This is a genomic window from Bradyrhizobium sp. ORS 375, from assembly GCF_000239775.1.
Classification (GTDB): domain Bacteria; phylum Pseudomonadota; class Alphaproteobacteria; order Rhizobiales; family Xanthobacteraceae; genus Bradyrhizobium.
Map to the genome: position 1 here is coordinate 1 of NZ_CAFI01000287.1, position 12,122 is coordinate 12,122.

General features: G+C 66.7%; 12 protein-coding genes. 6 read left to right on the top strand and 6 right to left on the bottom strand.

Annotated features, from left to right (window positions below; translation table 11 throughout):
- Positions 1-89: 89 nt before the first annotated feature.
- Positions 90-1,322 carry an efflux RND transporter periplasmic adaptor subunit gene (locus BRAO375_RS20640; RefSeq protein ID WP_009029383.1) on the bottom strand — a complete coding sequence of 411 codons (1,233 nt, stop codon included), beginning with the start codon at positions 1,320-1,322 and terminating at the stop codon, positions 90-92.
- 190 nt (positions 1,323-1,512) lie between these two features.
- Between BRAO375_RS20640 and BRAO375_RS20645 the strand changes: the two genes are divergently transcribed.
- A complete protein-coding gene (locus BRAO375_RS20645; RefSeq protein ID WP_009029384.1) occupies positions 1,513-2,130 on the top strand; it encodes a TetR/AcrR family transcriptional regulator in 618 nt (205 codons plus the stop codon).
- 117 nt (positions 2,131-2,247) lie between these two features.
- Positions 2,248-3,723: a M81 family metallopeptidase gene (locus BRAO375_RS20650; RefSeq protein ID WP_009029385.1), complete on the top strand. Its 1,476-nt coding sequence runs from the start codon at positions 2,248-2,250 to the stop codon at positions 3,721-3,723.
- A 188-nt stretch (positions 3,724-3,911) separates the two neighbouring features.
- Here the strand turns inward: BRAO375_RS20650 and BRAO375_RS37555 are convergent, their stop codons facing one another.
- Positions 3,912-4,130 (bottom strand): hypothetical protein, encoded by a 219-nt coding sequence (locus BRAO375_RS37555; RefSeq protein WP_139031429.1) that lies wholly within the window; start codon positions 4,128-4,130, stop codon positions 3,912-3,914.
- A gap of 269 nt (positions 4,131-4,399) precedes the next feature.
- Here BRAO375_RS37555 and galE point away from each other — a divergent pair, with 269 nt between their 5' ends.
- Positions 4,400-5,395 (top strand): UDP-glucose 4-epimerase GalE, encoded by a 996-nt coding sequence (gene galE / locus BRAO375_RS20655; RefSeq protein ID WP_009029387.1) that lies wholly within the window; start codon positions 4,400-4,402, stop codon positions 5,393-5,395.
- Between the two features lie 36 nt (positions 5,396-5,431).
- Here the strand turns inward: galE and BRAO375_RS20660 are convergent, their stop codons facing one another.
- Together BRAO375_RS20660 and hydA are read right to left on the bottom strand one after the other, a co-directional pair.
- Positions 5,432-5,704, bottom strand: a complete 273-nt coding sequence (locus BRAO375_RS20660; RefSeq protein ID WP_009029388.1) for a hypothetical protein — start codon at positions 5,702-5,704, stop codon at positions 5,432-5,434.
- Between the two features lie 71 nt (positions 5,705-5,775).
- Complete coding sequence (gene hydA, locus BRAO375_RS20665) at positions 5,776-7,230, bottom strand: dihydropyrimidinase (protein ID WP_009029389.1); 1,455 nt, start codon at positions 7,228-7,230, stop codon at positions 5,776-5,778.
- A 359-nt stretch (positions 7,231-7,589) separates the two neighbouring features.
- Between hydA and BRAO375_RS20670 the strand changes: the two genes are divergently transcribed.
- Positions 7,590-8,219, top strand: a complete 630-nt coding sequence (locus BRAO375_RS20670) for a hypothetical protein (RefSeq protein ID WP_009029390.1) — start codon at positions 7,590-7,592, stop codon at positions 8,217-8,219.
- 52 nt (positions 8,220-8,271) lie between these two features.
- Here the strand turns inward: BRAO375_RS20670 and BRAO375_RS20675 are convergent, their stop codons facing one another.
- Together BRAO375_RS20675 and BRAO375_RS20680 are read right to left on the bottom strand one after the other, a co-directional pair.
- Positions 8,272-9,903, bottom strand: a complete 1,632-nt coding sequence (locus BRAO375_RS20675; RefSeq protein WP_009029391.1) for an ABC transporter substrate-binding protein — start codon at positions 9,901-9,903, stop codon at positions 8,272-8,274.
- A gap of 382 nt (positions 9,904-10,285) precedes the next feature.
- Positions 10,286-10,903, bottom strand: coding sequence for a TetR/AcrR family transcriptional regulator (locus tag BRAO375_RS20680; RefSeq protein ID WP_083842510.1), 618 nt, complete (start codon positions 10,901-10,903; stop codon positions 10,286-10,288).
- 103 nt (positions 10,904-11,006) lie between these two features.
- Here BRAO375_RS20680 and BRAO375_RS20685 point away from each other — a divergent pair, with 103 nt between their 5' ends.
- Positions 11,007-11,705 carry a PspA/IM30 family protein gene (locus BRAO375_RS20685; RefSeq protein WP_009029393.1) on the top strand — a complete coding sequence of 233 codons (699 nt, stop codon included), beginning with the start codon at positions 11,007-11,009 and terminating at the stop codon, positions 11,703-11,705.
- A gap of 56 nt (positions 11,706-11,761) precedes the next feature.
- The gene (locus BRAO375_RS20690; protein ID WP_009029394.1) at positions 11,762-12,037 is read left to right on the top strand and encodes a YiaA/YiaB family inner membrane protein; all 276 of its coding nucleotides are present in this window, start codon (positions 11,762-11,764) and stop codon (positions 12,035-12,037) included.
- The last annotated feature ends 85 nt before the right edge of the window (positions 12,038-12,122 follow it).

The window sequence follows — 12,122 nt, forward strand, 5'->3', positions numbered from 1 at the left end:
ACCCCGCCGCGCGCTCTGCGCGCGTCGACCCTCCCCCTCCAGGGGAGGGTGGGCAGCGCGTGTATGGTGACGGACGGTGTCGAACATGATCAGCGCTGCGCCAGTTGCTTCGTGTCGGTGCCATCCCGCGCGCCCATCTCGGCGACCTGCGTCTTCAACAGCGCCCCCGGGCGCACCCGTTGCAGGCCGTTGACGACCACGCGTTCGCCTGGCTTCAGCCCGGCCGAGATGATCCGCAATCCCTCGACGCTGCCGCCGAGCGTCACCGGGCGGTACACCGCACGCTCGTCGTCGCCGACGACCATGACGAACTTCTTGTCCTGGTCGGTGCCGATGGCGCGCTCGTCGAGCAGCACCAGGGATTGCTGCTGCGGCTGGCCCATGCGGACGCGGGCGAACTGGCCGGGGATCAGCGTGCCGGTCTCGTTCTTGAACACGGCGCGAACGCGGATCGTGCCCGTCTGGCCTTGCACCTGGTTGTCGATCAGCTGGATGTGGCCGGACGCCGTGGTGCCGCCGGATGTCGTCATCTCCACCGGGATACGGTCGAGATTGCCGCGCTTGCCCGAGCCATCGGCCACCGCGGCAAGCGCGCGCAGCACGACGTCCTCCGTCGCGTCGAAGCTGGCATAGATCGGGTTGACGGAGACGAGATTTGTCAGCACCGGCGACGCCGAGCCGGCAGCGACGAGGTTGCCGACCGTCACCTCGATCCGGCCGACGCGGCCGTCGACCGGCGCACGGACCTGCGTGTAGTCCAGATTGAGCTTGGCCGCCTGCAAAGCCGCTTCCGCGGCCTTGACGTTGGCGATGGCCTCGCGATTGCCGTTGTCGCGCTGGTCGTAGTCGCGCTTGGTCACGATCGAATTGCCGACCAGCTGCGCGCCGCGCTCGAGCTCGTTCGCCGCGAAGGATGCGCGGGCGCGCGCGGCTTCGAGCTGGGCCTGGGCGCGGTCGACCTCGGCGGCGTAGGGCGCCGGATCGATCTTGAACAGGACATCGCCGGCCTTCACCAGGGAGCCCTCGGTGAAGTTGGTGGCGAGGATGGCGCCGGCGACGCGCGGCCGGACCTCGACGCGCTCGACGGCTTCGAGCCGGCCGGAGAACTCGTCCCACAGGCTCGCCTTGCGCGGCTCGACGACGGCGACGGTCACCGCGACGGCCTGCTCCGGTGCGGCGGCGCGGGCGGCCTGCGGCACGGGGCTGAAATGGACATATTGCGAGCCGGCGTACGACCCGGCGGCGATCACCACGCCGACAACGGCGACGGTGCTCAGCCACCGCTTCAGGCGGCCGGAGGAATGGGTATTGGGCGAAGGCATTGGCGCGCTCCAGATTTGTAGTGCTCGCTACAAATGTGGCGCTGGCAACTCGTTCGCAAGAGACTTATGTAACAGATGCTACGAAAATCCTAGACGGAACTTTGGCGGCTGCGGCAGATCAAAGAAATGGCTAGGAATCGCAAATAGATAAAATCCAATCGGGGCGGAGACGAGAACAGGAGTTTTGCAGATGGGCATCGGACGGCCCCGGAATTTCGACCGCGACACCGCGCTGGAGCAGGCGATGGAGGTGTTCTGGCGTCATGGCTATGAGGGCGCGACCATCGCCCAGCTCACCGACGCCATGGGCATCAACCCGCCCAGCCTCTATGCCGCGTTCGGCAGCAAGGAGGCTCTGCTGAAGGCCGCGCTCGATCGCTACACCGCGCGTCGCGAGGCCTGGATGGCGGAGGTTCTGGGTGCGCCGACCGCGCGCGAGGTCACCGCGCGGATGCTGATGGGCGTCGCCGAGAAGCAGACCGACCCGTCCAACCCGCCCGGCTGCCTGCTGGTGCAGGGCGGCCTCGCCTGCGGCTCCGGCTCGGCCAACGTGCCGTTCGAGCTGGCCGCGCGCCGCGCCCAGACCGAGGAGCAGCTGCGTCATCGGTTCGAGCGGGCGAAGGATGAGGGCGATCTGGCGGAGACGGCTGATCCCGCCGCGCTCGCGCGCTATGTCTCGGCGGTCATCACCGGCATGAGCGTGATGGCGTCGTCCGGCGCGGATCGCGAGGCGCTCACGCAGGTCGCTGTCGTTGCAATCAAGGCCATCGAGGATCAGTCGGTGCGAGTTCCGGTCGCGGCGAACTGATCAGCCTCATGCGCGCAGCGACGGGGCGCTCTGTCCTCGCGCTGTCTTGTGCTCGCGGGCGCGATGCGATCCCCTTCGGTCGCCTCATTGTCAGCGCGAACCAAGAGCCAAGCCTTCATGCGTGTCTTCTCCGCCGCCCTCGCCACCGAGACCAACACCTTTGCGCCGATGCCGACGGGCCTGGCGACCTTTCACGAGCGCGCTTACTTCCCGGCGGGCCAGCATCCCGACAAAATGCAGATGCATGGCGGGCCGCTGTGGGCGGCGCGGCAGGTCGGGCCGGCCAAGGGCTGGACGCTGATCGAGGGCCTGGTGGCCGCCGCCGTGCCGAACGGGCTCGTCACGCGTGCCGCGTTCGAGACCTTGCGCGACCAGATCCTCGCCGACCTCAAGGCCGCGCTGCCGATCGACATGGCGCTGATCGGCCTGCACGGCGCGATGATCGCCGACGGCTATGATGATTGCGAAGGCGAGCTGCTGTCGCAGATCCGCAAGATCGTCGGCCCGGATGTGGTGATCGGCGCCACGCTCGACCCGCATGTCCACATGAGCGAGCTGATGGTGGAGAGCGCCGATCTGCTGATCTGCTGGAAGGAATATCCGCACACGGACATCTTGGAGCGCGCGCAGGATCTGGTGAGGCATTGCACCGAGCTTGCCGAGAAGCGATTGAAGCTGCGCTCGGCGCTGGTCGACACCGACATGATCGTCACCCTGCACACCACGCGCGAGCCGGTCCGCAGCTTCGTCGACCGCATCACCGCGATGGAAGGCAAGGACGGCATCGTCTCGGCGTCGATCGTGCACGGCTTTGGCTGGGGCGACACGCCCGCGATGGGCACCAAGGTGCTGGTCTATAGCGACGCGGCCGTCGATCCCGATGGCTCCAAGGCGCAGGCGCTGGCGCGCAAGCTCGCGGACGAGCTGATCGGCATGCGCGAGGCGGTGACCGAGCGCATGCCCGGCGTCGAGGCCGCGCTCGACCAGGCGCTGGCGAAGGACGGCACCATCGTGCTCGGCGATGCCAGCGACAATCCCGGCGGCGGCGCGCCCGGCGATTCCACCTTCATCCTGCGCCGCGTGCTCGAGCGGAAAATCGAGAACGTCTGCGTCGGCCCGATGTGGGACCCGATCGCGGTGCGCATCGCCTTCGATGCCGGCGTGGGCGCCAAGCTGCCGTTGCGGATCGGCGGCAAGATCGGCCCGTTGTCGGGCGATCCGGTCGACGCGACCTGGGAGGTCAAGGCGCTGAAGGAGAACATGGTGATGACGGGGCTGGCCGGCACGCCGGCCAAGCTCGGCGATTGCGCACTGATCGCAACCGCCGGCGTCGAGGTCGTCATCACGACGTTCCGCTGCCAGGCCTTCGGGAAAGATTTCTTCACCCAGCTCGGCTGCGATCCGGCGACGCGCAAGCTTGTCGTGGTGAAATCCGCGCAGCATTTCCGCGCATCCTTTGCGCCGATCGCGGCCGACATCATCATGGTCGATGCGCCCGGCGTGGTCGCGCGCGACGTGACGACGTTGCCCTACAAAAAGATCAAGCGTCCGAAATGGCCGCTCGATGAATTGCCGCAACCCTCGCGCGCATGATGTGCCAGAATGCGACGCCCTGGCGCGATGTTGTTAACGTTCGGAACGCGGCTGGAACGAACCGCGTCCGAATCAGCCGCGACTCGCGGTTTGAAGTCTGTTCACGGCTAGATGTCGTAGCGCGGAGAGTCGACGCGCAACATGCAGAGACGGCGCTTGTTTGGCGCGGCGCGCTCTCGGTTCAAGCGTTAAGCGCAGTGCTCGCGCACCCACGCATGCGTCGGCTGCGTGCCGATCGGATGAGCTGCGGCCGAGGCGCTGAGGCCGAGCACGACGGCGATGCAAGGATCGACCTCGCGCAGCAGCCAGACTGACATCGGCACCAGCACGATCGTGGGGCATCGGCGCGGGTGACCGCAAGCAAGACCCGGAATGTCCCGGAACGCGACGTCGGAACGCTCCGCCATTAACGCTCGGAACGCTGCTGGAACGAATCGCGTCCGAATCGCTGGCGATGTCCGGTACCACACCTGTTCACGGCCAGATCTCGTCGCCGTGCCTCGTGTTGCGCTAGATCCAGCGTCTGCTCGATCCTGCCGGCCGGCAGATGGCGACGCAACGGTTAACAGCCGCGGCGCCCAGTTGCATTTGCTCCGGCTGCAACGCTCGCTTATGGTGCTCCGCATTTGAAGCTCCGCTTCATCCATTGATTGCAGGTCCAAGGGCATAACGACTGATGAGTAGGAAAGGCGCGATCCTGATCGCCGGCGGTGCCGGCTACATCGGAGCTCATTGCAGCAAGGCGGTTGCCGAGGCGGGGTTCACGCCGATCGTTTATGACAATCTGACGACCGGCCATCGCAGCTTCGTGCAATGGGGGCCGCTGGTGGTCGGCGACATCGCCGACAGCATCACGGTCGCGCGCACGATCCGGCAATACGACGTCAAGGCGGTGATGCATTTCGCGGCGTGGAGCGCCGTCGGCGAGTCGGTGGCCGATCCGCAGAAATATTACCTCAACAACGTCGCCGGCACGCTTGGCCTGCTGCAGGGCATGCGCGAGGCCGGCTGCACCCGGCTGGTGTTCTCCTCGACCGGCGCGGTCTACGGCAATGCCGGGCGCGAGCCGATCCCGGAAAGCGCGGCGGGGCCGACGGTCAATCCCTACGGCCGCTCCAAATACATCATCGAGCAGATCCTGGCCGACTATCGCGCCGCCTACGGCTTCTCCGCCACCGCGCTGCGCTACTTCAATGCCTGCGGCGCCGATGCCTCAGGCGCGATCGGCGAGCTGCGCGATCCCGAGACGCATCTGATTCCGCGGGCGCTGATGGCGGTCCTCGGCCATGTGCCTGACTTCGCGATCTTCGGCACCGACTATGAGACGCCGGACGGCACCGCCGTGCGCGATTACATCCACGTCGACGATCTCGCCGCGGCTCATATCGCCGCGATCGGGCGGCTGCTGGAGGGGCATTCCGGCGGCGCCTACAATCTCGGGACGGGCAGCGGCTATTCGGTGCGCGAGATCGTCGATGCGATCAGGAACGAGATCGGCGAGCAGGTGCCGCTGGTGGTTCGGGAGCGACGCGCCGGCGATCCGCCGATCCTGGTCGCCGATCCCAGCCGAGCCGAGCAGGAGCTCGGCTTCAAGGCACGCCGCTCCGACCTCGGTCATGTCATCCGCTCGGCCTGGGCCTGGCACCAGAAGGCGCATCCGCGCATCGTCTGAGCCCGGCAAGTCCTGCGGAGACCGCGAGAGAGCGTGCTACGCCGCCGCCGGCGGCGTGTGCGCGAACGCGTCCATCACCATCAGCTCCACGCGCTCGTCCTCGACCGACCAGCGGCCGATCTCGGCGCCGTCGCGGAAGAAGTGGATGCTGTGAACCGGCGAGCGGTGATCGTCGCCGCGAATCATCCGGAGCAGGTTCTGCGCCACGCGGCAATGATCGCCGGGCAGCCTGAGGTCGAAGAATGCGTCGCCATAGCCCGGCAGGATGGTGCCGGCCGAATCGCGAACTTCCATGCGCAACTGTGCCATGCTCGCATTCAACGACAGCAACGGTTTCCGCCCGGTAAATGCCGCCGCGCCGGACGTGACTTGCGCGGCGATCACGGCGTGACGATCTCGCGCGCGACGGCGCGCGGCGCGGTGATCTCCTTCCAGGTGGAATTGGCGACATGCACCGGCGGGAAAGCGGGACGCTCGACATAGCGGCCGTCGCCGGCTTCTGCGCGCAGCGCGCCGTCGCGCCACGCGATGCGACCGCGCGACACCGTCGTCGCCGGGCCGCCGGTGCAGGTGAAGCCCTCGAACACGTTGTAATCGATGCGGCTGACCTGATGGCTGGCGCGGATCGTCTTGTGCGCCGCCGGGTCCCACACCACGAGGTCGGCATCGGCACCCGCCATCACCGCGCCCTTGCGCGGGAAGATGTTGAGGATGCGCGCGATGTTCGCCGAGGTGACGGCGACGAACTCCTCCTTCGTCAGCCGTCCGGTGCCGACGCCGGCGGTCCACAGCAGCGGCATGCGGTCCTCGAGCCCGCCGGTGCCGTTGGGAATCCTGCGGAAGTCGCCGCGGCCGAGCCGCTTCTGCGCCAGCGTGAAGGCGCAGTGATCGGTCGCGACCACCTGCAACGAGCCCGACTGCAGTCCCGCCCACAGGCTGTCCTGGTGCGACCGGTCGCGGAACGGCGGCGACATCACGCAGGACGCGGCGTGGTTCCAATCCTCACAGCGATACTCGCCGTCATCGAGCAGCAGATGCTGGATCAGCGGCTCGCCATAGACGCGCTGGCCGGCGGCGCGGGCGCGCGCGATCGCCTCGTGTGCCTGCCGGCAACTGGTGTGCACGACGTAGAGCGGCGCGCCGGTCATGTCGGCGATCATGATGGCCCGGCTGGTGGCCTCGGCCTCGACCTCCGGCGGCCGCGAGAAGGCGTGGCCCTCCGGCCCGTCGATGCCGCGCGCCAGCATCGCCTCCTGCATGCGCGCGACCACATCGCCATTCTCGGCATGGACCAGCGGCATGGCCCCGAGCTCGGCGCAGCGGGCGAACGAGTTGTACAGCTCGTCGTCGTTCACCATCAGCGCGCCCTTGTAGGCCATGAAGTGCTTGAAGGTGTTGATGCCGTAGGTCTGGACCACGACCTCCATCTCGTCGAACACCTGCTTCGACCAGGAGGTGACGGCCATGTGGAAGCCGTAGTCGGCCGCCGCCTTCTCCGATTTGCGCCGCCAGTCCTGATAGGCCGCGAGCATCGACTGGCCGGGGTCGGGAATGCAGAAATCCACCACCATCGTGGTGCCGCCTGACAGGCCCGCCTTGGTGCCCCATTCGAAATCGTCCGCCGACACCGTACCCATGAAGCCGAGCTCGAGATGGGTGTGCGGATCGATCCCGCCGGGCATCACGTAGCAGCCGCCGGCGTCGATCACCTCGGCCGACAGCGGCGGCTCGATCGCGGTGCCCACCGCAACGATGATCCCGCTCTGGATCAGCACGTCGGCGCGCCGCGAATGATCATGGTTCACCACCGTGCCGCCGCGGATGAACAGGGACATGGGTCGCCTCGCGCTCGTCGCGACGCTGTTCGAGGCGTCGCCGGCGGACTCTAGCGCGGCCGCGCCGGGCTGCCCTGATGAAATTTTGATCAAAAGCGGCGCGACCGGAAGCAGCGATGACACGCAACCGCTACGTGCGCAGAGACTCGCCGTCGGCCGACACCGCCGGTCGCCCGCCCTTCGATCCCGGCGATATTGCACCATGAGAGGGGCGAGTACGACGTTGCAGGATCAAGAGCCGTAGGGCTAGTTTCATCCGCGCGATCGATCGGTGTCCATTCGACGCTGTCCCGTCGCAATGAGGTGCACGCGCGGGCATCTAACGCATGTCAGGCTGCCGTCAAACTCGGGAGAAGGTGATGATCAACTCCGGAGTCAGACGGGTCATCCTCGCCCTGATCGTCCTCTTGTCCCAGATCCAGGTGGCTGCCGCAGGTCTGGACGACGTCAAGGTCAAAGCAATCGAGTTCGTCGATGATGTCGACAAGGCCGACATCGGCCCGATGGGCCATCGGCCGAGGCCGATGATCAAGGTGACCCTTTCCTCGGACGAAGATCTTCGGGATTATACCCGTCGAGGCTTTCATGTCGGCGTGAATGTCGGTGTCTGCCTTGAGGGGAGCTTCACCGTCGATGAGACCAAGAACTTGTTGGGGGCATATGTGTACGACGCCTCCGGCAAGATCAACGGCCGCCAGGAGCAGTTGCCGTGGGGGGCGTCCGAATACACCTATCACTTCTACTTCAACGTTGCCTTCAAGAAGCTCTTTCAACCAACGCCGGGGCAGCCTCCGTCGTTTTCTTGGAATTTGCGCACGAAGCCGGAAGACGTCTGCTTCGTGATCAGGGGCGGCACGATGCTCGGAACGGGATTCGGGACGAACCCCATGATGATCCCGGCCACTGACATCGCCGAGGCCATCGCGCGCAGTGAGCGTACGAAGAAGGCCGCGAGCGCCAAGAGAAACGACGTTCGCGACCGACGCTGACCGCCGCTCGCGGTCGCCGCCATCCTGTCCGATGGACGTCGGGCCGGATCCGCTACTCCAGATCGATGGCGTGATACTGTCCGGTCTTGTCGAGCTGCGTGCCCCACACTTTGTGCAGCGCCTGGTGGTCGGAAGGACCAAAGCTCACCTTAGAGCCGACGCCGAGCTCGTAGTTCTGCAGCGACTCGAGGCTGTTGACGAGCAACTCGGTATCGACGGCGGGGCCCGTGCGCCGCAGCCCCTCGATCAGGATGTTGGCGGTAAGGTAGGCCTCCAGCGAGGTGTAGTCCGCCGGCTCTCCCGGAAAATACTTGGCCAGCGCCTTCTTGTAGTTCAGCGTCACCGACGCGTAGCCGTCGACCGCCGGCGTGACCTGGGTGCAGATGACGCCGTCGGCGTATTTCGGGCCGAGCACAGTCAGCTCGCTGGCGAGGCCGGTGCTGCCGACGCCGGAGATCGTCGCGTAGATCATGTCGGGATGGGTGTCGCGCGTCTTCTCGATGAACTTGGCGGCGGCGCGGAAGGTGGCGACGAGCACGACGGCCTTGATCGCCGGACGCTGCCGCTTCAGTTGCGCGATGGCGTCGTCGACGTTGACGGTGTTGCGGTTGTAGCTCATGCGGAAAATGTCGCCGGCATTGCCGCCGCGCAGGCCGCGCATCGCCTTGACGACGCCGTCCCAGCCGGCGTCGCCATAGGCGTCCTGCTGGGTCAGGACGCCGATCTCCTGCGGACGCAGCCGGCGGTTCTTGACCAGATAGCGCACGAGCGCGTCGGCCTCCTCGGCGTAGCCGGCGCGATAGTTGAAGACGTAGCGGTCCGGCGGATCGCGCCGCAGCGACGGCGCGCCGGTGAAGGCGCCGAAATACAGCGCGTGGCGCTCGAGCGCATAGGGGACGGAGATCAGCGCAGTCGGGCTGCCGTAATTCTCGACGAAGCCGAACACCTTGTGCTGCTCGTAGAGCTCCTTCATCGCGTTCAACGTTCGCGTCGGTTCGTAGGCATCATCGGCCGTGGTGAGCTTGAGCTGACGGCCGTGCACGCCGCCTTCCTCATTGACCTGCGCGAACGCGAGCTCGATGCCGAGCTTGAGCTGGTGTCCCATCTCGCGCGCCGGGCCGGAGAATGGAGCTGCCATGCCGAAGCGGATCTCGGTCTCCGTCACGCCCTGGACGGCAGGCTGCGCGCTGGCCTGCGCCGGCGCGGCGGCCATTCGCGTGTCGAACTTCGGCAGGCGGTCCTCCTCCCTCAGTCGTGCGCCCGCGTCGGGTGCGACGGCCGGGATGGCGCTCGAAGGCGGGGTAGCCGGAGCGGCGTCCTGCACCTGAGCGAAGGCCTGCGTGGCGCGGGCCGAAGCTGGCGGCACGGTCGCGGTGACTGCAACGTCGGCGGTGTTGTCCCCTGTGAGCGTGGCGGTCCAGCGGGCCGGCAGTTTGAGCGCGGCGAATCCGGCCACGCCCGCCGCCAATGCGACAAGTCCGAGGATGCTGAGCAGGCCGAGAGAGCGTCGCTGCCGTGGCACGGGAGGGAGCTCCTGCACGCCGAAGCGTGCGGCGAATTCCGACGGTGTCGGGCGATCATGCTCGTCGCGCCAGGACTGTTCATACAGCGGACGCCGGCCGTCCTCATAGCCCGGCGAGAACGGCGGATCACGGTCGTCACTCGGCGCACGCAGATGTCTCACGATGTCCCCCTTGGCGCGCGCGTTCTGGCGTGGATGGAGTTTTTTCTTGGATCGCGCGGCGGCCAAACGCTGCAGATGCTGCAGGCCAGATGAACCTAGCCATTGAACCTAGCCATGCGCCTCGGTGCAGGCCCTCAGAACGAGCACTCATCGTCGAGTGCTGATTGATCGGCAGGTTCCCGACAAATTGTCTGGATCAAGTCCGAACGTCGCCATGATAGTGCGGAGCAATGCGGCGGTAGTTTGTTCGCTTTGGTCGGTGCTGCGTCTGAGTGAAATGTCGGCAGGAGAGACGCGGGCGAGGCGTCGTCTCATATGATTGTTAGCAGCGGCTCCGTACCAACTTCGTTCGAGCGTCAGGCTACACTCGTTCGGTCTCGCTTCACTCGGTCGGCCTTGCCGCTGAAACAAGTCCCGTCACCATCGCATTCACCATGGCCGCGATCTGCTGGCGCAGCGCGGCGAGCGGCACCGCGATCAGCTTCTGCTCCAGGCCAAGCGCGACCATGCCATGGACAGCGGAGAACAGGCTGCGTGCCGTGACGCTGATGTCGTCGAACGAACGCTGCGGAAACAGCTCGGCGAGCGGCTGGTGGATGTGACGGAACAAATGCATCTGGTCGGCAACTGCCCACTCCGGCAGCGGCTTCTCGGGCGGCATGCGATGTTCGAACAGCGCGCGCCAGAGCTCCAGATTGTGGGCCGCGAAGTCACAATAGGCGATGGCGATGCGCACCAGCGCGGCGGTGGGGCCGGGCGGGCCCGCGCTCTCGGCGGCCGACAATTCGGCATCGAGCCGTGACAGGGTGCGTGAGCCGACCATCAGCACCAGCTCGTCGACGTCGGCGACCAGATTGTAGACCGCACCATTGGCGACGCCGATCTCCTGGGCGAGATCGCGGGTCTTCAGGCCGGCGAGCCCCCTTGTTCGGATCATCCGCTCGGCCGCCTCGATCAAGGCCTCGCGCTGTTTCGCGCGTCTTTCCAGAGTTTTAGACATCGTTAACCAACATCTTGAGCGTCGTTCAAAAAATATCTTGAGCGTCGCTCACGATTGCGCTACAAGAAATGTCATGAGCGATGCTCATAGCAGGGAGTTCACAATGTTCAAGACCGTTCTGACGCTGTTTCGGGGCACCGTGGCCGTCGCGGAGGAGGAGCTGCAGGACCGCACCGCTCTGGTGATCCTGGATCAGCAGATGCGTGACGCCGCCGCCGCGGTCGAGCGCAGCAAGCGCGCGCTGGCGCTGGCCATCGCGCAGGACCAGCAGGAGGGCAAACGGCTCGAGGCCACCCTGGCGCGGATCACCGACCTCGAAGTGCGCGCTACCGCCGCGCTCGATGGTGGCCGCGAGGATCTGGCCCGCGAAGCCGCGCAAGCCATCGCCGGCCTCGAAGCCGAGCGTGATGCCGCCAAGACGGCACGGGCGCTGTTCGCCACCGAGATCAGCCGGCTGAAGAAGCATGTCGCGGGTGCCGAGGCCCGCATCGCCGAGCTCGACCGCGGCCGCCGCATCGCCCGCGCCTCGGAGGCGGTCCGCAATCTCCGCCGCGGCGGCATCGAGGCGGCGCGTCCCTATGAGTGCACGCTGCCCGAGGCCGAGGCGACGTTGAAGCGGCTGCGCGAGCGGCAGATGGAGGCGCAGGCCGCCGACGAGGCGCTGATGGAGCTCGACGCCGCGACGGGTCCGATCACCACTGCCGAGAAGCTCGCCGAGCAGGGCTTCGGCCCGCGCCTCAAGACGACCGCCGACGACGTGCTGGCGCGGCTGAAGGCCGGCCGCACCGCCCCGGCGAACTGATTTCCTTGAACGACCGATCTCAACGCATCCAACCCACCCATCTACAGGAGCCGACCATGAACCAGAACGCCCAGCCCCACAGCGGTGCCTTCGTCACTTTCTCCTACGTCTCCTTCGCTGCCTCCGCCTTTCTCGTCGCCATCGGCGTGTTCTTCATGCCGATCGATCTCTGGATGAAGGGCTATCTGACAATGGGCATCGTCATGCTGGTGCAGACCTGCGTCACCCTGACCAAGACGCTGCGCGACCGTCACGAGAGCAGCAAGCTCGTCAACCGCATCGAGGACGCCCGCGCCGAGCGCCTGCTGATGGAAGTGTCGAAGGCGGCGTGAAGTCTGCCGCGGCAGCTCTTCGCCTCTCCCCGCGCGCGGGATGACCCCACCTGCTGGCTCGGGCCGGCTATGCTCCCTCTCCCCG

Excerpts from the sequence above, each read along its gene's own strand:
- BRAO375_RS20640 (WP_009029383.1), bottom strand. The coding sequence starts at position 1,322 with ATGCCTTCGCCCAATACCCATTCCTCCGGCCGCCTGAAGCGGTGGCTG.
- BRAO375_RS20645 (WP_009029384.1), top strand. The coding sequence starts at position 1,513 with ATGGGCATCGGACGGCCCCGGAATTTCGACCGCGACACCGCGCTGGAG.
- BRAO375_RS20650 (WP_009029385.1), top strand. The coding sequence starts at position 2,248 with ATGCGTGTCTTCTCCGCCGCCCTCGCCACCGAGACCAACACCTTTGCG.
- BRAO375_RS37555 (WP_139031429.1), bottom strand. The coding sequence starts at position 4,130 with ATGGCGGAGCGTTCCGACGTCGCGTTCCGGGACATTCCGGGTCTTGCT.
- galE (WP_009029387.1), top strand. The coding sequence starts at position 4,400 with ATGAGTAGGAAAGGCGCGATCCTGATCGCCGGCGGTGCCGGCTACATC.
- BRAO375_RS20660 (WP_009029388.1), bottom strand. The coding sequence starts at position 5,704 with ATGGCACAGTTGCGCATGGAAGTTCGCGATTCGGCCGGCACCATCCTG.
- hydA (WP_009029389.1), bottom strand. The coding sequence starts at position 7,230 with ATGTCCCTGTTCATCCGCGGCGGCACGGTGGTGAACCATGATCATTCG.
- BRAO375_RS20670 (WP_009029390.1), top strand. The coding sequence starts at position 7,590 with ATGATCAACTCCGGAGTCAGACGGGTCATCCTCGCCCTGATCGTCCTC.
- BRAO375_RS20680 (WP_083842510.1), bottom strand. The coding sequence starts at position 10,903 with ATGTCTAAAACTCTGGAAAGACGCGCGAAACAGCGCGAGGCCTTGATC.
- BRAO375_RS20685 (WP_009029393.1), top strand. The coding sequence starts at position 11,007 with ATGTTCAAGACCGTTCTGACGCTGTTTCGGGGCACCGTGGCCGTCGCG.
- BRAO375_RS20690 (WP_009029394.1), top strand. The coding sequence starts at position 11,762 with ATGAACCAGAACGCCCAGCCCCACAGCGGTGCCTTCGTCACTTTCTCC.